We start from the raw sequence: 21,772 nt of genomic DNA, 5'->3' as shown, positions 1-21,772 counted from the left end.
TTTTACTACCAAGTTCTCATTATATTTGTTCTATGCATTTTCTATTTATAAGCGGTGCCGAAATCTTTTTTATCCTCTTTATAGTGGTGATGGTATTTGGTGCGGATAAAATCCCGGGAATTGCCAAAGGACTGGGTAAGGGAATGCGACAATTGCGTGATGCCACAGATGATATAAAGCGCGAAATTCAAAAAAGTGCTGAAAAACAGGGTATTGATACGGATTTCACAAAAGATATCAGGAAAGAAATTAATGAGGTCAAGAAAAATGTAGATGAGGTTACTGGTGCCGTTAAAAGAAGCACTAAATAACCCATGTTAGAGAAACTTCTTAAGTGGGATAGGGATACCTTTATTTACTTCAACGGGTTAGGTGCTAAAGAGTTTGATTTTTTCTGGTCCATCATTACCAATATTACCACCTGGATTCCCTTATTTCTATTGTTCATAGTGCTTCTTATATTGAAATTTCCGAAGAAAGAGGCATTTTTTAAACTAATGACCGTTTTTGGCTTGGTGTTTTTCATCATTACTGTTACGCACTTCACTAAAACATGGGTAGGACGTCTTAGGCCAAACAATACAGAAGAAATAAATACTTTGATTCGTGTTTTAAAAAGCCCTACAGATTACAGTTTTTTTTCAGGACATGCGGCAAGTTCTTTTTCCATAACCGTTTTGGTTTTTCTTTTCCTTAGAAAAAAGGTTAAGTGGATGGTATTGTTTTTTATATGGCCACTGCTATTTGCAATAAGTAGAATATATGTTGGCGTTCATTATCCTCTAGATATTATTATAGGGGCTTTAGTTGGTATTTTTTCTGGAATACTTTTTTATAAAGTATACAATCGTTTTATTTTACCCTACTCAGGGTCAATCCATCCCTCACGGGAAGAATAACGGTTTCCACCCTTGGGTCATCTTTCAGTTTTTGGTTGTAGTCAATCAGAACAGCAGTGGCCTTATCAGATTTAACGAGCGGTTCAATAACCTTTCCTGACCATAAAACGTTATCAGAAAGAATGATACTGCCAGATCTTGTTTTTTTTATGACAGCCTCAAAATAAGCATCATAATTTACCTTTTGAGCATCAATAAAGATGAGGTCAAAACAAATGTCTAGCGTTGGTATTATCTCCAAAGCGTCACCCGTGTGTTGCACAATTTGATTTCCATAACCACTTTTATCAAAATACCTACGCTGTAAATCATGTAGTTCTTCATTTATCTCGATTGTATACAACTTTCCGGTCTTTTGAAGTCCTTCAGCTAAACAGATTGCAGAATAGCCTGTGTAGGTCCCAATTTCAAGAATGTTTTTGGGAGCTATAATTTTTGAGAGCAAGCTGAGCACCCTACCTTGAAAATGTCCTGTAATCATTCTGGGTTGTATCACTTTTAAATGGGTTTCCCTTGTCAGTTCTGTGAGAATTTCAGGTTCAGCCTCAGAGTTGTCCATGATATAATTTTCCAATAAAGGTGATAGGAAATGCATGCTTAAATTTTCGTAAAAATATAGAAAAGAACTACATTAGGATTTCACTTTTTAATTAAATGGATGATTATGATGTCACCAGGCTTTAAGTTAAGAAATGCCACCTTGGAAGATTTGCCAATTCTTTTGGATTTTGAGCAAGAACTCATTAAGGCGGAACGCCCTTTTGATGTTACTTTAAAAGAAGATCCTATCAGTTACTATGACCTAAAAGAAATAGTGCTAGATGAAGATTCTTGTGTTTTGGTGGCTGAAACGGAAGGAAAAGTTATAGCATCTGGCTACGCCATTCCCAAAAAAGCGAGACACTGCCTTGATCATGAATATTATGCCTATTTGGGCTTTATGTTCACCCATGAAGATTACAGGGGAAAAGGCATCAATGCAAAAATTGTAGAAGAATTGAAAAGATGGTCAAAATCAAAAGGATATCAGGAAGTCAGGTTAACGGTTTATGAAGATAATATTCCGGCAATAAAGGCCTATGAAAAAGTAGGGTTTAAAAAACACCTTATAGAAATGCGATTAGACTGAATTACACAGATTAGATAAGTCCACAAATTGTATTTTTGAAACAAACCAAAACTATGACTTTCCAAAATTCCCTTGCGTTTGCACAGCAGTTGGATGCTGAAGATAAGCTTTCCAAATACAGGCAAGAGTTTCATTACCCTCAAGCAAATGGAAAAGATGTTATCTATTTTACAGGGAATTCTTTAGGGTTACAGCCCAAAAGAACTCAGAAATTTATAGATGATGTAATGAAGGACTGGAGAGAGCTCGCTGTGGAAGGGCATTTTTATGCAGAAAAACCTTGGTGGGATTATCACGAACGCTTAACTGAAGGTTTGGGCAAAGTAGTGGGCGCCAGCCCTCAAGAAATATCGGTAATGAATACACTTACCGTAAATCTACATTTATTGATGGTGTCCTTTTACCGGCCTGATGCTAAACGCTTCAAAATCCTGTGTGAAGAAAAAGCATTTCCTTCAGACCAGTACATGCTGCAAAGCCAGGTGAGGTTCCATGGTCTTGATCCAAACGAAGCCATTGTTGAGGTCAAAAAGAGAGATGGAGAACATTATTGGAGAACAGAAGACATAATTGAAAAAATTAAGGAGGTAGGGGATGAGCTTGCTTTGGTACTTATAGGAGGAGTCAACTATTATAACGGACAAGTTCTAGACATGCAAACCATAACCAATGCAGGAAAATCTGCTGGTGCTTTTGTAGGTTGGGATTTGGCACATGCTGTTGGTAATGTGGAACTTAAACTACATGATTGGAGTGCTGATTTTGCGGCTTGGTGCAGTTATAAATATATGAACAGTGGCCCAGGAAATGCTTCGGGTGTTTTTGTGAATGAAAAACACTTGGCCAAAAAAGATATTCCTCGTTTTGAGGGCTGGTGGGGTACAAAAAAGGAAACTCGTTTTTTAATGCAGCCCGAATTTGACCCAATTGATACTGCTGATGCCTGGCAACTAAGCAATCCTCCCATATTGTCCATTGCCCCATATCTGGCTTCTTTGGAGCTTTTTGATGAAGTTGGAATGAACGCCCTCATTGAAAAGCAGAAAAAAATCGTTGCCTATCTCGAATTTGTTTTAAAGGAGATTGATAAAGAAGTAGAGAGTTCTTTTGAAATTATTACCCCAAATGAACGAGGTTGTCAACTCTCCGTTCTTTTGCACGGAGAGGGCAAGACTTTGTTCCATTATCTTATGAAGAACGGGGTAATTACAGATTGGAGAGAGCCTAACGTTATACGGCTGGCTCCAGCGCCATTCTATTGCTCTTATTCGGATATGTATAATTTTGGACAAATTTTAAAGCAGGGCATTCTTTCCAAGAAGAAGCTATAGGGGGATAATGATTTTTATTTCCCAGTTCCGTTTTCCAAATTTTCATTGATTTTACAAGTATCGTTCTATTTGCCTTCCGTTCATCGAAAAGATACAGTAATCACTTACTATCTCAGTTTTTCTTACGTACATATTTAAGTTTTAACCCCAAAATTAAAATGAACATGAAACGTAAAAATGAAAAAATGAACCCCAAAATCGGTATTAAGAAACTGCTGATTTTAACAATGGCTGTGGTTGTATGCTTCGCTTCTTGCGAGAAGAATGATGTTGACGATCAAAATGGGATAACCCCGGATGAAGAAGTATCCATAGAAGATCAGGATACTTCATTTATTACCAAATACTTTTTAGGAGAACCTGTAAAAGTAAGGCTTGAAAAAGATGGTACCTATAGTTTAGCTGGTAGCGACACCAGATTGTTTGAAGAACAATTGTCGGATACTTCTGATTCTTTTGTTGAAAACCCTGTTCCAGATGCAGGTCAAACAAATCTTGGATTGGGAGGTGGTGCTCGCAAATGGACCAATGGTGTTGTCTATTATGTAATTAGCGGGCTTAGTGCATCGGTGCGTTCCGAACTTCAGAAATCTTTTGATGAATGGACGAGCAAAACCAATGTAACATTTAAGGAGCGGACCAATCAGTCTAATTATGTTACTATTTCTTCCTCAGGATCCAATAGCAATTCTGGAGTGGCAACACTTGGCATGAATGGCTCCAGAGGCTTTATTCGTTTAGGTACTCGAGCTACGGCTGTGGTCATCATCCATGAGTTAGGACATACCTTAGGATATATCCATGAGCAAAATCGTTCTGATAGAGATAATTTCATCAGAATCAATTTTGAGAATATCCAGAATGGAGCACAAGATCAGTTTTATAAAAGTAACTCGGCAACTTTGTTAACGGGCCAGTTTGATATCAACTCTACCATGATGTATGGTAGCTTTACTTTTAGTAAAAATGGAAGACCTACAATTACGGACTTAAATGGGAACCTTTTACCCCAAAGGCAGGCGAGAATATCGGCACTGGATATAGAGGGAACAAATTCCTTATACCCATCCACAGATGGCAACCCAGACACTGGAGGAGAAACCGGTCCATGTGATGGTGTTGAAGAATGGTCTCGATTTAGGAGATATGCTGTTGGAGAACGTGTGACTTATCGTGGAAGTTTATACGAGAGGGATTTTACCAGATGGAATTTTATCACAAGATGTAATTAATAACAACAGGGATTAATACATGGACAACTTGTTTAGTTGTAAAAACGAAGACCGTTCTTCGGAACGGTCTTTTTTAAAGAATATGCTAGACATTTATATGTTCTATCTCTCCGTTAGGTATACTTCTAAAAAGGTGTCAATACAAAGAATCTTGTAAATCTGATTCATTATATTTTAATTTTAAATAGGCGGATGGCGTTGTACCTTGATACTTTTTGAATTGTCTGGTAAAGTAGGAAGGATCATTGAAGCCAGATTTGTACATTACCTCTGCAACAACCGTATTGTTCTCATTAAAGAATTCAAGCGCTTTGCCAATTCGAAATTCATTCACAAAACTGATAAATTTCTGACTGGTCATTTTTTTGAAGAATCGGCAAAAAGAGTTGGGTGTAAAACCAAGCTGCTTGGAGATTTCAGTTACTGAAATGTTTTTATGATAATTGGTATTAACGTATTCAAAGGTTTGTTCTAATCTCCAAATCTCATCTTTTTTGTAATTGCTCAACGAAATGCTATCAAATAGGTTTTCATAGGTTGCCTTTTTGGATAGGTAATCAAGAATGGATAACAAGTTTATCAGTTTACCTTGATTGTCCATATGCTCAAAATTTTTGAAACTATCCCAGAGTACATTTTTGCTTTCTTGATCAAAAATTAAAACTTGCCTTGATTTTTCAATAAGTTGTTTTATTCTTCTTAATTCTGGGAATACTTTGAGTTTTTCGTCTAGAAACTCTTTTTTAAATTGAATGACTATCTCTAGACTATCTTCATAATCTTTATTTCCAAAGTCTGCATGCGGAATGTTGCCACCTAAGAAAACAAGCACTCCATCATTATATTTTTTCTTTTTAGAGCCAATATTGAGAAGGCCGGAACCATTTTTTACATAGACCAGTTCAAACTCTGGATGAACATGCCAACCTGTAGATTCGCAATGTGTGGATGCGTTATATGATTCAACTTTAAAAGAAGAATTGACATTTACATTTATAGCCTCTAACATTGGTTTCATAAGGTAAAACTATCTAAAAATGAAAATTAAATATATAAAAAAGAATAAAACGTCGTATTGTTTGAATGATTTATCCAAAGTATAACCTAAATATCATAGTTATTTTGTGTGTAGATATTGTGTTGCATTTAACTAAGCTTAAAAAAGCTCATCATGGTCAGGAAAGATTTTTTTGTACTTAATAATAAGGTGAAAATGCCACAAATAGGTTTAGGAGTTCTCTTTGCGAAGAATGATGGAGAGGTGGAGAATGCGGTTATTTCTGCTTTGCAAACAGGCTATCGTAAGATTGATACAGCATCGGCCTACCAAAACGAACAGAGTGTCGGAAGAGCAATAAAGAAAAGTGGAATTGCAAGAAAAGAGATTTTTCTAACAACCAAAATATGGAATAACGAACAGGGCTACGATCAAACCTTACTTGCCTTTGATAGGAGTTTAGAGCGCTTACAAACCAATTATATTGATATGTATTTAATGCATTGGCCTGTAAAGTCCAAGTATAAAGAGACATATAAAGCTATGGAAAGAATTTATAAAAGTGGTAGGGCAAGAGCGATAGGGGTATGTAATTTTAGTATTCCTCAATTAGAAGATTTAATGGAATATTCTGAATGTGTTCCAACGCTTAATCAAATAGAAATGCATCCACATCTTAGCCAAAACCAGTTAAGAGATTTTGCAATCAAACATAACATACAACTGGAAGCATGGAGACCCATTATGATGGGAGAGGTTTTAAATTTTCCCGAACTCATTCAAATAGGAAAGGCGCATAATAAGTCTGCTGTACAAATTACGTTGAGGTGGCTAATCCAAAGAGGAGTAGCTGTTATCCCTAAGTCGGTAAACCCATTGAGAATAAAGGAAAACTTTAAAATATTTGATTTTGAGCTATCTTCCGAGGAAATGGATATTATTGAAGCACTAAATAAAGATAGACGATTAGGGGAAGATTTGTCCCATATTGAATAGGCCCAATTAAGACTAAGAACAATAACATTCAAAATACAAAAACTACACGCATACGTATAGCTATGAAATCACTTCAACTAATTTTTTCCAATCCAAGATATTTTGCCCCTGCATGGGTATTTGCCAGCCTTAATATTTGGTTTGGTACCTGGGCCATCTATATTCCAACGGTAAAAGAAAAGTTGGAAATTGATAAAGCTGACTTGGGGATTGCCCTATTTTGTCTTTCCCTTGGCGTTTTTACCATATTCCCAATTGCATCCAAAATCATAAATAAATTGGGTGTAGGTAGAGCTACTTGGTATAGCGTTGTCTTAACCAGTATCATGGCGCTTTTTCCACTTTTGGTGCCAAACTATTACACATTGATGGCGAGCCTCTTTGTTTTTGGAGCATGTACTGGACTAACAGATATTTCTATGAATACGTTGGTGACAGAAATTGAAAAAGAGGATAAAGAAAATTTTATGTCAGCCGTCCATGGTTTTTTTAGTTTAGGGGGAGTAATAGCTGGGCTTGGAAGTTTTTTCATACCAATGATTGAAAATCCAGCTTTGCATATGGGGATAATGGTGGTTTTGGTGCTTATTGGAAACCTTTTTCTTTACAGAAACTACATCCATATTGTTGCGACTCCAATGGATAAAGAACCCTTTAGTTTAAAACTGTTTAAACCACTTTTGTTACTGGGCATCATTGGTTTTGTTGCTATGGGAAGTGAAGGTGCTATTGTAGATTGGAGCGGGCTATATCTAAAAGAAATAACACTTGCTCCAGAAGCATTTATTGGAGCGGGGTTTCTTGCATTTTCTGTGGCAATGACCCTAGGTCGATTTTTAGGAGATGGGATAAGCGCTAAAATTGGATCCATAAAAATTGTGGCGTTAGGCTCAGTAATAGCGCTTTTAGGATACTTGCTTGTACTTTCAGGAAATACGCTGTTGGCCATTACGGGTTTTGCCCTAAACGGTCTTGGTTTCTCCGTGATTGTACCCGAGCTTTTTCGCATTGGAGGAAATGTCAAGGGAGTGGATTCTGCTCAAGGCATTTCTTTTATAGCGGGTACAGGGTATGCAGGTTTTTTATTGGGACCAGTGATTTTGGGATTTATAGCGGAAAGCGCCTCCTTAACCCATAGCTTTTATGCATTATTGGGCTGCATCCTACTTGTTTTGGCAACAACACTCTTGTTGAAGAAAAATAAATAAGATGTTGATTATTTAGTTTTTGATTACCGCTAAATCGGTAAAATTAAGATTAAACCCTCCCTCTGGTTTTTTATGATCTTGTGCAAGTTTTAAACCACCGATATCTACATAATTCTCCCATGTTGTTGTCATTGATGGTTCCACTTGATTTGTTTTCCTGAAAACCCACTCGCGAAGAATAAAATCATCCTTAAAGTAAAAATCATAAGCGTCACCTGGAGTATACCCTCCTTCGTTTGAATATACTATGGTCAGTTTTTGCATAGGCTCACCGCTAACGGGAGATTTTTCTTCTTCAATATGCTCATAGGTGAAATTTTCAGCATCCCATATAAGATTAAAAGGAGCTAATACCCAATACCTATCATTAATAAAACCACCATTTCTTTTGACAGCAATACTATCCATGGATTTTCTACTATACGTAAGGGTATCATTTTCTGAAATAGATGTAATATGATTTGACTTTGGCTTCCAAATCCAAGTACGTTCAAAATGAGAGCTATCCCTGTCCACGTTAAATGTGAAGGTAAACTCTTTTACCGATTTCCAACTTTCGTAACCATGCGCAAATGCTATTTTTTCAAGAACGGTTTGCTCTGGTTTTTCTTCAGATATTGTCTTTTTTGGTTCAGTCTTACAAGATAAAAAGATGAAAAAGGATAAGATGGTAAAAAGGGAAGTGACTTTCATAATAAATTTTAGTTCAAATATACTCGCATTTTAAATTATCTTGTTCAACGATTCCACAAAGAATTTAATAGGACCTAAAAAAACGTTTAAAGTGACTTTTCTAAAAAGGCTGTTTCTAATTCTTATAAATAACCTAGATAAGAAATCTTTGGAAGCAGATGACCCATATGCTCATTTATCTGATGAGGAATTGGTAGAGAGAATTGTTGCAAACAACAACCCTATGCTATTTGGCAAGTTGTATGATCGTTACGGAAAAATGGTCTATAACAAGTGCTACGGATTTGCTAGATCACAGGACGAGGCAGAGGATTTAACTCAAGATGTTTTTTTGCAATTGTTCATTAAGTTGAAAATGTTCAAAGGGAAATCCAAGTTTTCAACTTGGCTATATTCCTTTACCTATAACTTTTGCGTGAATTATGTAAACAGAAACAAGCAGCGCAAAATGAGTGATAAATCTGTTCCAGTTGAGAATTCAGAACACAAGTTAATCGTTGAAGTGCCAGATGAAAGCCTTTATGAAATGAAGGCAACCAAACTTAAGGAGGCATTGGAACTGGTGTCTGCTGAAGATAAATCCATTTTGTTGTTAAAATATCAAGATGGAGCATCAATAAAAGACCTTGTAGCATTGATGGAACTTGGAGAAAGTGCAGTGAAAATGCGCTTAAAGAGAGCAAAGGAGAAACTAATGGAAATCTATAATACTTTATAATAGATGGCAAAGCAAAAAAGAAATCCGTTTAGGGAGTTAGAGGCCTCACTGAGAGAAGTGCCTCCTGGAATGAAGAAAAAAGTAATGAACGATATAGCAGCGGCAAAGTTGATTATGGACCTAGCTTCTCTGTTCTCTTTCAATATTGGTTCGGCCTTGCGAAAACTTTTTAGAACATCAGGAAACAATTAACAATAACACTATTAAACTATAGATATGGAAACAATTAACGAATGGAAGAACTTGACCTTTGATTCTTTGGCCGCCATGGGCAGGGATGTAGCATTGGCACTGCCTAAAATTATTGGTGCACTAATCATTCTTTTGATAGGATGGTTGGTCACTAAAATTGTACTTTTTGTATTGGGTAAAATTTTAAAATTGGCCAAACTGGATAAACTCAGCGATAAAATAAATGAGATGGACCTTTTTGGAAAGGGTGATTTTAAAATTGATATCATAAAAGTAATACTCGGTTTTGTAAAATGGTTATTGCTCCTTGTCTTCTTAATCGTTGCTGCGGATATTTTAAGTTGGGAAATCATTTCCACAGAAATAGGAAACCTTCTGCGTTATCTACCTAGGTTGTTCAGCGCACTCGCTTTAATGATGATAGGTTTGTACATTGGAAATTTCATTAAGACAACGGTCAAGAAGCTGTTCGATTCCTTAGAATTTGGAGGGTCCAACTTGGTAAGCAACATGCTGTTTTACATCATTGTAATCTTTATTTCAATTACAGCTTTAAATCAGGCAGGCATTGATACCACAATTATTACCAATAACATCACTTTAATTTTGGGCTCATTCCTTTTAGCTTTTGCTTTAGGGTTGGGATTGGGTTCAAGAGATATTATTACTGACCTGTTGCGTTCTTTTTATACCAGACGAACCTATGCAGTGGGTGATAAAGTTGTAATTGGAAAAAATGAAGGTACTATTGAAGCTATAGAAAACAATACCCTCACGTTGATTACCAAAACAGGAAAATTTGTAATACCGATAAAAGAAGTGGTGTCAAAAAAGGTGGAGGTAAAGTCTTAAAAATTTAAATAAAAAAAGCACCCAATTGGGTGCTTTTTTATTTTGACTTGGCCAATGATGTCCGATCTTCTTTTTTGAACTGAACAATAGGGAACTCCGTCCTTCGGTTCAATTCTAGTTGTTCTTGAGAACAATTCTCTTTTCCCGTACAATCATTTATCAGTCTACGTTTTCCGTATCCCTTATAAGATAGAATACGTTTTTTTGGAACACCGCTGGCTATTAAATATTCATAAGTTGATTTTGCTCTGGCTTCGGATAATCGATCATTATAACCGTGACTTCCCACTGGATCTGTATGTGCTTCAAGCTGAATGACCATGTCTGTATAAGTTTCCATCATGACCTTAACGACCTTGTCCAATTCTTTAGAAGCATCTGGCCTAATGTCACTTTTACCATAATCAAAATAAATCTTATTTAAATCTGCAAGAATCTTTAAATCAACAATAGGCTCTAACTGGATATCCCTTGTAATTGTTTTTGTTGTTCTAAGCGTAGATGCTGTATTGAAATAAACATGTTTATGAGGATGTGTTTTTCGAACAGCCTCAATAAGGTAGTTTTGTTTTCTATTGATGAACATTTTGTACTCACCATTTTCATCAGTAATAGTTTGATTCACTAAATCTCCTGTTTTTTGATCGTACAACGAAATTTGAACACTATCTAGGGCTTGCAGGTTAATTGCATCCGTTACAACCCCTTCCAAGGTTAGAGAAGGTATAAATTTGAATTTATACATATCATCTCCTCCTTTTCCTCCTTTTCTGTTGGAACTTACATATCCATCCACACCATTATCCAAAGCATAATAGCCAAAATCATCTTTTTCGCTATTTATGGGTTTCCCCAAGTTGATAACGTCTTTAATAGCTCCATCTTCAGCAATAATTGTTGCAAAAACATCCAATTGACCAAAACCTACATGACCATCAGAAGAAAAGAAAAGCTGTCCTTCATTATTTACGTAAGGAAATAGTTCGTTTCCTGGAGTATTTACTATAGGTCCTGCATTTATTGCTTTGCTAAGACCACCTCGTGGGTGAATTTTGCAATAATAAATATCCGTTCCCCCAAAACCTCCAGGCTTATCTGAAGCAAAATATAATCGAGTTCTGTTGGTATTTACAGATGGATGTCCTGAGGAATAATGGTCGGCGTTCATATTTAGGTTTCTGGTCACCTTCCACTCATTATTAATTTTTTCTGCCTTGTAGATTTTTAGGTTATTTAATTTTTCAATATTCTTATCTTCTTTTGTAGTGTAGAAACTTTCTTTGTTTTGGAAATAATTGTTTCTGGTAAAATAGATTATAGTATCATTCTTATAATCAGTAGAAAAAACCATAGAACTTTCATGGAATTTTGAATTGATTTCACCTTTAAATTTCTTGGGTTTGTCATAATTATCACCTTCGGTTATGTGGTAAATATCTAACCATGATTCATTGTTCCAGTCATATACATTATCGGAGTCTTCAGTTTTTCTGCTAGAACTAAAGTAAAGTTGTCCGTCATGCACAAAAGCTCCAAATTCACTATACTCCGTATTAAAATGAACTTTTTCAATTTCGTACCGTTCTTTGCTATTAAAAACAACAGATGCCAGATTACCATCTTTTAAGAATTGTTTAAGCCTAGAATCATTTTTGTGAAATTTTTTGTACTGCTTAAACCACTTTAAGGCCTCCTTTTCCTGTCCGGAGCTTTTAAGGGCCATGGCATATTTAAAATAGAAGTTTGTGGGCGTAGAGGTGTCGTCTATAAATCTTTTAAAATAGGGGAGGGCCTTTTCAAAATCCCTTAACAGTAGATAACATTCTGCCAAACGTTGATAGGCGTGGTTTGTATTTCTGCCAGAAACTACCAGTTTTTCATATTCCGGAATGGCCTTGGCATAGGCAAATTTAGAGAACAACTGGTCCGCTTTCTTTTGCGTTGTAGACTGTGCTGTAAGCAGGGCTACCGAAAAAAGTGCTAAAAATAAGTTGATAATGGTTTTGGAAGATTTCATATAGCTCGTTTTTTAGAAATACCTCGGTGATTTATATAGGTTGGTCTTTTTTGAAAGTCTAGGTTCAAAAACTAAAATGACTTCATGGGTGCCTCCCGTGTAGGGTCTAATAGTTGAAGTTGGAAGATCATACGCATAACCAATTCTAATGTTGTTGGAAACTTGATAATCTAAGAAAGCACCGAAGTTGGAAGCATCATTAAAGCGATAAGAACCACCTAACCACACTTTTTCGTAAAATAAAAAGCTGGAGGTTAAGTCATAGGTAGAAGGTGCTCCGTTAGTGAATTTTGTTATTACAGCAGGTCGAAATTTAATGTCTAGTGTTAAATCCAATACCAAACCGGCAATAGCATAGTAACTATTTCTTTCTAAGGCTACAAATTCGCCATCATTCAAATCCGTGTTTAAAATTCGCGGAGATGAAATACCAGCGTACCATCTGTCTGTACTTAAATAAACTCCTGCACCAAAGTTTGGTTTCCAACTATTGAAATTGGCATTGAAAAAAGGATCGTTAAGATCTGGGTTCTGTAATCTATAATTGGTAAACCCAGCTTTTAATCCAAAAGAAAGTTTAGCTTCAAAAGAAACGGGAATGGTATATGAAAAATCCCCGTATACATAGTTGGTATCTTCAAACCCCAATTGATCTGTAATATAAGATAGTCCCAAACCTATTCTTTCATTTTTCAAAGGTGTATGAAATGAAAAAGTACTCGTGGTTGGATTACCATCAAGTCCGGCCCACTGGTTTCTATGTAAAGCGGTCATGTTAATACTTTCCCTACTACCTGCATATGCTGGATTTACTGAGATGGTATTAAACATATACTGTGTAAACTGAGGCAATTGTTGTGCGTTTGAATAAAAGCCTACAAGTAAAAATAGATATAGCGTATACTTGTGAAATGTTTTCATGTTATACTGGTTAAGTTTTATCTGATTTTTCAGATTTGGAATTGGATTCGAATTCAAATACAAAGCAAATGGAAATCAATGTTAATGAGCAATATAGCCGTTAAAGGAGCTTGAAAAATCGGCCTGAAACCTTTGGTTCGATGAACTGTTATTTTACTAGGTTGAATGCTTTTTAAAAGCTTTGTTCTTAGGCGTTTTTGGTCTATGATTTTGCGCTATAAACGATAAAAAAAAAGGCCAACTTAATTAAGATGGCCTTTCTAAACTGGAGTATGTTTTAATTAGTTTGCACCTATATAGATGTATCCATTAAGCGGCTTTATATCCTGATTTTTTATATTGATGATATAATAGTAAGTTCCAGATGGCAGCATTCCTGCATTACCGAAAGAATTGTTTGGCGCAAAACCTCCCCAATCATTTTGATAGTCCATAGATTCATAAACCTTGTCTCCCCATCTGTTGAAGATCATAAGTTCAAAAGAATAGTTACAATATTCAACACCTGTAATGGTAAACAGGTCGTTGATGTTATCTCCGTTTGCAGTTACTGCAGTGGATACAATAATCTCATCTCTTCCACAAGGAACACAATCACTATTGACCGTTATCGTAAAATCGGCATAATATTTACAAGTTCCTTCAGTAGAGCTGTATGCAATTAGATACTCACCAACCTCCAGATTTTCTGGGGTGAACGTACTTCCCATTATATTGGTGTTTCCACTGATGATTTCAAAAGTACCGTTAGTATCAAAAGATTCTGGTAAATAATTGATTAAATCTATAGGCTCATCCTCAACGCAGATTTCAATAAATATTTCTTCCAGTTGAGGCTGCATCACAAAAATGATTTGCTCAAAAGAGGCTGTATTGCCACAAGAGTCAGTAACATCCCATGTACGAACGATCATATAATCATCTGTATCATTGGTTGAACTGGTCTCTTCGTTAAACTCAACTTGGTAGTCACCACAGCCACCCATAAATTCAAGTGCCGGAACAATTGGAATTTCATCGCCACATATTATGGTGATTTCATCATCATATGGACTAGCAGTAATTGGACCAGTAGGCTCAACTGTTAGTATTTGTGTATGCGTAGTTGGGTTTCCAGCGCAATCAGTTGCTGTCCAAACTCTAGTAACAGTGTAACCCGTTGCGCAATTTGAATCATTTGTAATAGTTTCTTCAAAATTTAAAGTAACATCAGCATCACAATTATCTACAGCAGTTAAAGTCACCGCCTCAGGAATCATATTACACGATACAATTGCACTTTGAGGTAAAGCTTCCACAAAAGTTGGAGCCGTTGTATCCTCAACCGTGATTACCTGAGTATGTGTTGTTGGATTGCCAGCGCAATCGCTCATAGACCATGTTCTTGTGATGGTATAATTTGAACCACACGAATCCATATCTGTAATCTGCTCATCTAATAACACGGTGATATTAGTGTCACAATTATCGGCAGCAGTTAATATTGCAGCGGTAGGCACATTGTCACAAGAAACCGTTACGTCCATTGGCAACACTTCAACAAAAGTTGGAGCCGTTGTGTCCTCAACCGTGATTATCTGTGTGTGGTTAACTGGATTACCAGCACAATCACTTGCAGACCATGTTCTTGTGATGGTATAATTTGAACCACACGAATCATTATCCGTAATCTGTTCGTTAAATACCACAGCGACATTGGGATCACAATTGTCAGTAGCAGTTAATATAGTGGCAGTAGGTACATTGTCGCAAGAAACGGTTGTGTCAGTTGGCAACACTTCAACAAAAGTTGGAGCCGTTGTGTCCTCAACAGTGATTACTTGTGTATGACTCACTGGATTACCAGCACAATCGCTTGCAGACCATGTTCTAGTGATTATATAGTTAGAACCACACGAATCCGTATCCGTAATCAGTTCGTCAAATATAACAGCAACATTGGTATCACAACTGTCTGAAGCAGTTAAGATGGACGCCGTTGGAACGTTGTCGCATGATACTGTGGTATCCGCTGGTAAAGTTTCTACAAAAATAGGAGCCTGTGTATCCTCAATAGTGATAACCTGAACATGCTCTCTAACATTACTTACACAATCGGTAAAAGTCCACGTCCTTGTAATGGTGTATTCTGCAGCACATCCATCATTTTGACCACTAATGGCTTCAACAAAATCAACTGTTGATGCACAAGTGCTAGTTACTGTAATAACTTCTGCTGCTAGAATTACATCACAAGCTTCTATGGTAATATCGATTGGATAACCTTCATTTCCATCGTTGTCAATGATATTAACGGTTGCAGTGTCATTGCTTAAAATGTTCACCAAATTGGTTGAAATATCAGTAAGGATTACTTGGAAATTCTCTGAGTTTTCGATGATGATGTCATCAATAATCGAGACGGTGATAGTCTGATTGTTATTGTTGGTTCCTCCAAAAGTCAATGTCTGCGTATTTCGAGGAATACCTATATAATCCAATGCGTTTGTAGCTGTTCCGTCAGTAGTGTAAAATGAAACAGTGAACTCATTTTGTACATCTACATTTAGACTTACTCCTACAGAAACTGTTCCTGCGTCTTCATCTATATCGATGTTGGTTACGTCAAACTGAACCCCGTTCGCGGCATTGCCGTCGTTATCGTTTATGGTACCTGTAGCGGCACCATCGATGATGTTTATAAGGTTGGTGGATAGGTTGGACAGTGCGAAGGACAGGTCCTCGGTGCTCTCGATAAGTGCATCGTCAAGAATGGCAACGGACACGTTGTGCTGTTCGCCTGCGTTCCCAGTAAATGCGATGTTGCCCGTGGCCGAAGCTACGGTGTAGTCGTCCCCTGCGGTCGCCGACCCATCTGTAATGGCGTAATCGACATTGAATCCCCCCTGTACGTTCGCGTTCAGGGTAACGGTAAAGTTGGCGGTCCCGGCATCCTCGTTGACGTTGAAGTCGGACACTGATATCCCGTTCGAGGCATTGCCGTCGTTATCGTTTATGGTACCTGTAGCGGCACCGTCGATGATGTTTATAAGGTTGGTGGATAGGTTGGACAGTGCGAAGGACAGGTCCTCGGTGCTCTCGATAAGTGCATCGTCAAGAATGGCAACGGACACGTTGTGCTGTTCGCCTGCGTTCCCAGTAAATGCGATGTTGCCCGTGGCCGAAGCTACGGTGTAGTCGTCCCCTGCGGTCGCCGACCCATCTGTAATGGCGTAATCGACATTGAATCCGCCCTGTACGTTCGCGTTCAGGGTAACGGTAAAGTTGGCGGTCCCGGCATCCTCGTTGACGTTGAAGTCGGACACTGATATCCCGTTCGCGGCATTGCCGTCGTTATCGTTTATGGTACCTGTAGCGGCACCATCGATGATGTTTATAAGGTTGGTGGATAGGTTGGACAGTGCGAAGGACAGGTCCTCGGTGCTCTCGATAAGTGCATCGTCAAGAATGGCAACGGACACGTTGTGCTGTTCGCCTGCGTTCCCAGTAAATGCGATGTTGCCCGTGGCCGAAGCTACGGTGTAGTCGTCCCCTGCTGTGGCCGTACCATCGGTTATGGCGTAGTCGACATTGAATCCGCCCTGTACGTTCGCGTTCAGGGTAACGGTAAAGTTGGCGGTCCCGGCATCCTCGTTGACGTTGAAGTCGGACACTGATATCCCGTTCGCGGCATTGCCATCGTTATCCAAAATTGAAACTACAGAATTTAAATTTACGGGAGAATTATACGAAGATGAACTTACGGAAATATTAAAGAGTTCTGTGTTTTCAATAATCAAATCGTCTATAATAGGGATTGATATTTCAAACTCTTCTCCATCATTACCTAAAAAGGTATGATTGTTTGAAATGGCTGTATAATCCTGACCACTATTTGCAGTATTATCACTAGTGCTGTATGTAATTGTAGGAGGAACTTGATAGTTTCCATAAATAGTTATTGTAACCAAAGCAACACCAGAACCTTCAGAAACAGTTGTGTTTGTATTGGTTAGCGTAATATTCTTATTTCCATCATTAACAGTAATGTTTACTGTAGCTGATGTAACGGTCCCATTACCATCTGTAATTTGATATATAAAACTATCACTTCCGTTGAAATAAGGATTAGGTGTATAGTTTATAAAATCATCCAATTGATTGGAGGGAGTACCATTATTATTAATGGTAGCTGTTCCATTGGTTGGGTTGTTGGTAATCATGAGGGCATTACTTGTTGCAGGTCCATCTAATCCAAAATCATCATTTGCAAGAACATTAAACACATTATTTACTTGATCTTCTTGAATAGTATAACTGTCATCTACAGCTGTTGGTAAATTATCAGCATTCACTGTTAAAGTGACAGAAGATGTATTACATACGGCTTGGTTAGGTGCTGGTAAACATACTTGGACTTCAAATACATCTGTACCTACGAAGCCAGGGTTTGGGGTATAAGTAAATGTACCGTCTAGATTTACTACTACGGACCCATTAATAGGATCTACGCTTGGTAAATATGTATATGCTGAATTATCAGGAACATTATCATTGGCTCCTACATCTCCATTGAAAGCAGTATTGAATTCCGTATCAAAAATATCATCAACCGCATACTCCTGCATGATAAAGAATTTACCATCCGCTACATCCACAGTGGCCGCAGTAAAACGGACTTCGGTAATTGTAGAACCAACAGGTGCTAGTTGGGACAATTCAAACAATGCAATTCCTATTGTTCCGTTGTTTTGATTTACTTTATTTGTTAACCAATAATCAGATCCGTTACTTGGTGGTTCATTATTATGCGGGCCAGATTGTGCAGAGTTTGGAAGAATAAAAGTTGCACCGAGCTCTTCAATCGTGTTACCTCCCGATGGATATCCATAAACTGAAATATGGATACAATTGTTGGCATTTCTTTCTGTAACTGCTAAAACACCATTTTGGTTTGATGGTATTCCAGGATTGTAGTATATGCTTTGAATCTGCGCATCAGTAGTTGCCAAGGCGTTTTGATCTCCACAAATGTTTCGACCATTGCCATTAGATTGAAAGTAATGATTAAGGTTTAATGACTGAAAAGCATTCAATGCTTCGCTATCCCAATTTGTATTGCTACTACTGGAAACTATTTGAGTACCATCTTGAAAAATAGTATTTGCATTATGGCCTCCAGGACCCAATCTGACCAAATCATAACTTGATGGAACCACAAAAGTGTTATAAACCCTTCCGTTTATAACAATACTCTCAAGAACTGCAGGATCGTTTACACTGTTCTGAGGGGCTTGCCAATTAAATGTAGCTCCACTAGCTATTCCGGTTACTTGAGCATTTGTTGAAACAATGTTCAACCCTGAAATAATTAGAAGAAGAACAAAACTTAGAAAGTGGTTTTGTTTTACTGGTAGATTGGTAATCTTTTTGTTTCCGGTCAATCCCATAACTTAAAACTTTGGTTTTGATTGTTTTAAAAAAGAGATCGTAGCTGATTCAACCAGGATAATAAAATCCGAAGGGTAAGTAACGTAGATCAAGTTTTTAATTTGAATTGATTGTTTTGGGTCAATAATTCGAGATCAAAGGAAGGTTACGCTTAATACTTCTTAAAAGTTACACGATATATGTGCTTCATAAATCGATATACTACCTATTTATCGGTGAAGGGATAATTTCATAGATTACTGTTAATCAGTGGCTTAAAATGTTGTTTTTGCGGATTAGCTGCACAGTAATCTCGATGAAGTACCATAATTTTAGTTTTCATTCTTGTTGCTATGGGTTTAAGAAAAGGTTTTTGTATAGGTTTAATTGTGTAAATCGGTATGTATAATTTGATTAATTTTGAAACTTTCAACAAAATAAAAAATGAGTTCAAAGAAAGGCAAGGTTCAAGAGTTAGTCCAAGAAAAATTATTAGAGGAACGCAAAGTGTTTTTATGGGGTATGGTAGATGATGATTCCGCAAAACACGTTATCGATCGTTTGCTCTATTTGGATTTACAAAATAACAAGGAAATTCAGTTGATTATCAATAGCCCGGGAGGATATGTAACCTCTGGTTTTGCTATTTATGATACTATAAAACAGATTAAGAGTCCAGTGTCCACAGTTTGTTCTGGTTTGGCAGCATCTATGGGTTCTATTTTGTTGTCAGTAGGTGAAAAGGGTAGAAGGTTTATACAACCGCATGCTCGTGTCATGATTCATCAACCAAGTGGCGGTGCAAGGGGACAAGCTTCCAATATTGAAATTCAAGCCAAGGAAATTATTAAAACCAAAGAACTTGGTGCAAAGATATTGGCTGATAACTGCGGACAAGATTATGATAAAGTAATGAAAGATTTTGATCGTGACTATTGGATGGGAGCAGAAGAATCCGTTAAATATGGTATTGTAGACGGAATTTTAGAATAACGGATAACCGTATATTATAAAAAGGAAAAAGTCCTTCGCAATGTATTGTGAAGGACTTTTTATATATATGGACGCCGGAGCGGAATATTCTATAATATATACGTCAACTATAATACCAAAAGCTTACAGGTTTGTGTTAAAAAATGCTAAAAATGAACTTATGGCCGTAAAACAAATAGTTTAAGACGATAAAAATGATATACGGTTCCATTTTTCAAGAAAAATCAAAGGTTAGAAAAACGCTGTGAATTCCGTATTTTTATAGTTTAATGAGAATCGGCCTGCGGGCGCATATGACACAAATTTCTAAAAACATAGCCATCATCGGTTCTGGATTGGTGGGATCACTTTTAGCCATTTATTTAAAACGGAAAGGACATGCAGTAACGGTTTTTGATAGAAGACCGGATATCAGGACAGTACAGTTTTCAGGTCGTTCCATCAATTTAGCTATGAGCAATAGGGGATGGAAATCGCTTCGTAAGGTTGGACTGGAAGATAGTATTAAAGAAATTGCCATTCCTTTGGACAAACGTGCCATGCATGTAAATGAAAAACCAGTTTATTTTCAAAAGTATGGAAAGGAAGGAGAGGCTATTTGGTCTATCTCCAGAGGAATATTGAATAGGAAAATGATTGATTTGGCGGAACAAGCTGGAACTATTTTTCGCTTTAATGAAAAGGTATGGGATATTGACTTGCCTGAAGCCAAAATATTTACAGGAGAGTCTGAAAAAAGCGAATGGAAGGAATATCAATATGATTTGGTTTTTGGATGCGACGGGGCTTTTTCTAGGGTTAGGCACAAGATGCAACGTCGTAGTAGATTTGATTATTCCCAAGATTTTATTGATGTAGGGTATAAGGAACTCACTATCCCTCCAAACGAGGATGGAACTCATAAACTGGACAAGAATTCATTTCATATTTGGCCCCGAGGAAAATTTATGCTCATTGCCATGCCTAATATTGATGGTAGCTTTACCTGTACATTGTTTTTGCCTTTTGAAGGAGAAGTATCTTTTGAGAACATCACCAATGAAAAGGAGGCCAGAGGATTTTTTAAGACCCATTTTCCTAATGTCAGAAAGGAAATTGAAAACTTATCCAAAGATTTCTTCAATAATCCAACCAGTGCTATGGTAACCATGAAATGTTATCCTTGGAGCTACTGGGACAAAGTAGCTTTAGTGGGAGATTCCGCACATGCCATTGTTCCTTTTTATGGACAAGGTATGAATGCAGGTTTTGAGGACATTTCTGAATTGGCTGAGTTAATGGATACCTATGGAGATGATTGGGAAACCATATTTAGCGAATATCAAAAAATACGTAAACCTAATGCTGATGCAATAGCGGAGCTCAGTTATAGGAATTTTATTGAAATGAGCAGTAAGACGGCCAACCCAAAGTTTTTGTTGCAAAAGAAAATAGAGAAGAGGTTTGCGGAAAAACATCCGGAAAAATGGATACCTGTTTACAGCAGGGTAACCTTTTCGGATAAACCATACTCGGAAGCATTGGCAATAGGTGATGCGCAAGAGGAGATTATGAAACAGATTATGGTGTTACCCAATATTGAAGCCAAATGGGATTCGGAAGAAGTTGAGCAAAAAATATTATCACTTTTATAAAAAGCGGCCAATTTTAGACCGCTTTTTGTGTAAATCTTTTAGTCATGCTCCCCGCGCTGGAATGGCAAGGTTTTCTTTCTCTTCGGACGGCTTTCTTTTTTTTCCCAGAAAATATGTAGAAAATAGAAGGGCCAAACAAATAACGGCGGGGGCGCCATTGCCGTATTTGGATACGTAATGTGCAATAATGGCAAATACCAGGTTTAGGATAAATCCGGCGTAGGCCCATTCCAAAAGTCTTTTGCTCTTGTTATAAAATAACAAGAAGAGACCTATGCATTGAGCTATTGCCAATGGTTTGATCAAATGTTCCGGATAACCAAGTTGGGCATACTCTTGTACCATTACATCATAGGTAAATAAGTGTTTGTACAAAGAAGCCAAAATCATTAAGGAGAACATTCCCAAAAAAACGTAGTAGGTGGTGTATTCTTTTTTCATGGTGATAATTTTTTAAGATTTGTCACCAATCAAATTAACATCAAATCTTGGGATTTTTGGAGCGAATGGGTTGATTGTAAGATAACTATCGTTCAACAGGGGTTTGTAAA

The 21,772-nt window shown here is 37.3% G+C and carries 19 protein-coding genes; 12 read left to right on the top strand and 7 right to left on the bottom strand.

Annotation, left to right across the window (positions count from 1 at the left end; genetic code table 11):
- Window positions 1–32: 32 nt before the first annotated feature.
- Together LV704_RS03535 and LV704_RS03530 are read left to right on the top strand one after the other, a co-directional pair.
- The gene (locus LV704_RS03535; RefSeq protein WP_163421713.1) at window positions 33–311 is read left to right on the top strand and encodes a twin-arginine translocase TatA/TatE family subunit; all 279 of its coding nucleotides are present in this window, start codon (window positions 33–35) and stop codon (window positions 309–311) included.
- 3 nt (window positions 312–314) lie between these two features.
- Entirely contained in the window at window positions 315–899 is a 585-nt protein-coding gene (locus tag LV704_RS03530) for a phosphatase PAP2 family protein (protein ID WP_163421714.1), read from the top strand.
- Here LV704_RS03530 and LV704_RS03525 read toward each other — a convergent pair.
- Window positions 853–1,494, bottom strand: a complete 642-nt coding sequence (locus LV704_RS03525) for an O-methyltransferase (protein WP_163421715.1) — start codon at window positions 1,492–1,494, stop codon at window positions 853–855. The two genes, LV704_RS03530 and LV704_RS03525, sit on opposite strands and share 47 nt — an antisense overlap.
- 69 nt (window positions 1,495–1,563) lie before the next feature.
- Between LV704_RS03525 and LV704_RS03520 the strand changes: the two genes are divergently transcribed.
- From LV704_RS03520 to LV704_RS03510, 3 genes are all read left to right on the top strand, one after another.
- Complete coding sequence (locus LV704_RS03520) at window positions 1,564–2,028, top strand: GNAT family N-acetyltransferase (RefSeq protein ID WP_233782135.1); 465 nt, start codon at window positions 1,564–1,566, stop codon at window positions 2,026–2,028.
- 53 nt (window positions 2,029–2,081) lie between these two features.
- On the top strand, window positions 2,082–3,359 hold the full coding sequence (gene kynU / locus LV704_RS03515) for a kynureninase (protein WP_163421716.1): 1,278 nt from the start codon (window positions 2,082–2,084) through the stop codon (window positions 3,357–3,359).
- A 164-nt stretch (window positions 3,360–3,523) separates the two neighbouring features.
- On the top strand, window positions 3,524–4,591 hold the full coding sequence (locus tag LV704_RS03510; RefSeq protein ID WP_163421717.1) for a M12 family metallopeptidase: 1,068 nt from the start codon (window positions 3,524–3,526) through the stop codon (window positions 4,589–4,591).
- A 136-nt stretch (window positions 4,592–4,727) separates the two neighbouring features.
- On the opposite strand, the gene LV704_RS03505 is transcribed toward LV704_RS03510, so the two are convergent.
- Window positions 4,728–5,609, bottom strand: coding sequence for an AraC family transcriptional regulator (locus LV704_RS03505; protein ID WP_163421718.1), 882 nt, complete (start codon window positions 5,607–5,609; stop codon window positions 4,728–4,730).
- Between the two features lie 153 nt (window positions 5,610–5,762).
- Between LV704_RS03505 and LV704_RS03500 the strand changes: the two genes are divergently transcribed.
- Complete coding sequence (locus tag LV704_RS03500; RefSeq protein WP_163421719.1) at window positions 5,763–6,584, top strand: aldo/keto reductase; 822 nt, start codon at window positions 5,763–5,765, stop codon at window positions 6,582–6,584.
- Window positions 6,585–6,646: 62 nt separating this feature from the next.
- Complete coding sequence (locus LV704_RS03495) at window positions 6,647–7,792, top strand: MFS transporter (RefSeq protein WP_163421720.1); 1,146 nt, start codon at window positions 6,647–6,649, stop codon at window positions 7,790–7,792.
- Between the two features lie 12 nt (window positions 7,793–7,804).
- Here LV704_RS03495 and LV704_RS03490 read toward each other — a convergent pair whose 3' ends face one another.
- Entirely contained in the window at window positions 7,805–8,485 is a 681-nt protein-coding gene (locus LV704_RS03490) for a hypothetical protein (protein ID WP_163421721.1), read from the bottom strand.
- A 91-nt stretch (window positions 8,486–8,576) separates the two neighbouring features.
- Between LV704_RS03490 and LV704_RS03485 the strand changes: the two genes are divergently transcribed.
- The 3 genes from LV704_RS03485 to LV704_RS03475 are packed head-to-tail and all read left to right on the top strand — an operon-like array spanning window position 8,577 to window position 10,247.
- On the top strand, window positions 8,577–9,203 hold the full coding sequence (locus LV704_RS03485; RefSeq protein WP_163421722.1) for an RNA polymerase sigma factor: 627 nt from the start codon (window positions 8,577–8,579) through the stop codon (window positions 9,201–9,203).
- A 3-nt stretch (window positions 9,204–9,206) separates the two neighbouring features.
- Window positions 9,207–9,395, top strand: coding sequence for a hypothetical protein (locus tag LV704_RS03480; RefSeq protein ID WP_163421723.1), 189 nt, complete (start codon window positions 9,207–9,209; stop codon window positions 9,393–9,395).
- 24 nt (window positions 9,396–9,419) lie between these two features.
- Window positions 9,420–10,247 carry a mechanosensitive ion channel domain-containing protein gene (locus LV704_RS03475; RefSeq protein ID WP_163421724.1) on the top strand — a complete coding sequence of 276 codons (828 nt, stop codon included), beginning with the start codon at window positions 9,420–9,422 and terminating at the stop codon, window positions 10,245–10,247.
- 37 nt (window positions 10,248–10,284) lie between these two features.
- On the opposite strand, the gene LV704_RS03470 is transcribed toward LV704_RS03475, so the two are convergent.
- The 3 genes from LV704_RS03470 to LV704_RS03460 all read right to left on the bottom strand — a co-directional run bounded on the left by LV704_RS03470 (window position 10,285) and on the right by LV704_RS03460 (window position 18,614).
- Complete coding sequence (locus tag LV704_RS03470; RefSeq protein WP_163421725.1) at window positions 10,285–12,264, bottom strand: OmpA family protein; 1,980 nt, start codon at window positions 12,262–12,264, stop codon at window positions 10,285–10,287.
- Window positions 12,265–12,276: 12 nt separating this feature from the next.
- Complete coding sequence (locus LV704_RS03465; RefSeq protein WP_163421726.1) at window positions 12,277–13,185, bottom strand: type IX secretion system membrane protein PorP/SprF; 909 nt, start codon at window positions 13,183–13,185, stop codon at window positions 12,277–12,279.
- Between the two features lie 281 nt (window positions 13,186–13,466).
- Complete coding sequence (locus tag LV704_RS03460; protein ID WP_233782134.1) at window positions 13,467–18,614, bottom strand: Calx-beta domain-containing protein; 5,148 nt, start codon at window positions 18,612–18,614, stop codon at window positions 13,467–13,469.
- 424 nt (window positions 18,615–19,038) lie between these two features.
- Here LV704_RS03460 and LV704_RS03455 point away from each other — a divergent pair, with 424 nt between their 5' ends.
- Window positions 19,039–19,587 (top strand): ClpP family protease, encoded by a 549-nt coding sequence (locus tag LV704_RS03455; RefSeq protein WP_147740630.1) that lies wholly within the window; start codon window positions 19,039–19,041, stop codon window positions 19,585–19,587.
- Between the two features lie 293 nt (window positions 19,588–19,880).
- Window positions 19,881–21,221 carry an NAD(P)/FAD-dependent oxidoreductase gene (locus LV704_RS03450; protein ID WP_163421728.1) on the top strand — a complete coding sequence of 447 codons (1,341 nt, stop codon included), beginning with the start codon at window positions 19,881–19,883 and terminating at the stop codon, window positions 21,219–21,221.
- A gap of 42 nt (window positions 21,222–21,263) precedes the next feature.
- On the opposite strand, the gene LV704_RS03445 is transcribed toward LV704_RS03450, so the two are convergent.
- Window positions 21,264–21,662, bottom strand: coding sequence for a DoxX family protein (locus LV704_RS03445; protein ID WP_163421729.1), 399 nt, complete (start codon window positions 21,660–21,662; stop codon window positions 21,264–21,266).
- Between the last annotated feature and the right edge of the window lie 110 nt (window positions 21,663–21,772).

This window comes from Flagellimonas sp. CMM7, assembly GCF_021390195.1.
Lineage (GTDB): Bacteria > Bacteroidota > Bacteroidia > Flavobacteriales > Flavobacteriaceae > Flagellimonas.
The sequence above is the reverse complement of the archived record's forward strand: the minus strand, read 5'-3'. Positions and strand labels throughout refer to the sequence as shown.

What these genes read in the sequence shown, in the direction of transcription:
- LV704_RS03535 (WP_163421713.1), top strand. Translation starts at nt 33, where the DNA reads ATGCATTTTCTATTTATAAGCGGTGCCGAAATCTTTTTTATCCTCTTT.
- LV704_RS03530 (WP_163421714.1), top strand. Translation starts at nt 315, where the DNA reads ATGTTAGAGAAACTTCTTAAGTGGGATAGGGATACCTTTATTTACTTC.
- LV704_RS03525 (WP_163421715.1), bottom strand. Translation starts at nt 1,494, where the DNA reads ATGCATTTCCTATCACCTTTATTGGAAAATTATATCATGGACAACTCT.
- LV704_RS03520 (WP_233782135.1), top strand. Translation starts at nt 1,564, where the DNA reads ATGATGTCACCAGGCTTTAAGTTAAGAAATGCCACCTTGGAAGATTTG.
- kynU (WP_163421716.1), top strand. Translation starts at nt 2,082, where the DNA reads ATGACTTTCCAAAATTCCCTTGCGTTTGCACAGCAGTTGGATGCTGAA.
- LV704_RS03510 (WP_163421717.1), top strand. Translation starts at nt 3,524, where the DNA reads ATGAAACGTAAAAATGAAAAAATGAACCCCAAAATCGGTATTAAGAAA.
- LV704_RS03505 (WP_163421718.1), bottom strand. Translation starts at nt 5,609, where the DNA reads ATGAAACCAATGTTAGAGGCTATAAATGTAAATGTCAATTCTTCTTTT.
- LV704_RS03500 (WP_163421719.1), top strand. Translation starts at nt 5,763, where the DNA reads ATGGTCAGGAAAGATTTTTTTGTACTTAATAATAAGGTGAAAATGCCA.
- LV704_RS03495 (WP_163421720.1), top strand. Translation starts at nt 6,647, where the DNA reads ATGAAATCACTTCAACTAATTTTTTCCAATCCAAGATATTTTGCCCCT.
- LV704_RS03490 (WP_163421721.1), bottom strand. Translation starts at nt 8,485, where the DNA reads ATGAAAGTCACTTCCCTTTTTACCATCTTATCCTTTTTCATCTTTTTA.
- LV704_RS03480 (WP_163421723.1), top strand. Translation starts at nt 9,207, where the DNA reads ATGGCAAAGCAAAAAAGAAATCCGTTTAGGGAGTTAGAGGCCTCACTG.
- LV704_RS03475 (WP_163421724.1), top strand. Translation starts at nt 9,420, where the DNA reads ATGGAAACAATTAACGAATGGAAGAACTTGACCTTTGATTCTTTGGCC.
- LV704_RS03470 (WP_163421725.1), bottom strand. Translation starts at nt 12,264, where the DNA reads ATGAAATCTTCCAAAACCATTATCAACTTATTTTTAGCACTTTTTTCG.
- LV704_RS03465 (WP_163421726.1), bottom strand. Translation starts at nt 13,185, where the DNA reads ATGAAAACATTTCACAAGTATACGCTATATCTATTTTTACTTGTAGGC.
- LV704_RS03460 (WP_233782134.1), bottom strand. Translation starts at nt 18,614, where the DNA reads ATGGGATTGACCGGAAACAAAAAGATTACCAATCTACCAGTAAAACAA.
- LV704_RS03455 (WP_147740630.1), top strand. Translation starts at nt 19,039, where the DNA reads ATGAGTTCAAAGAAAGGCAAGGTTCAAGAGTTAGTCCAAGAAAAATTA.
- LV704_RS03450 (WP_163421728.1), top strand. Translation starts at nt 19,881, where the DNA reads ATGACACAAATTTCTAAAAACATAGCCATCATCGGTTCTGGATTGGTG.
- LV704_RS03445 (WP_163421729.1), bottom strand. Translation starts at nt 21,662, where the DNA reads ATGAAAAAAGAATACACCACCTACTACGTTTTTTTGGGAATGTTCTCC.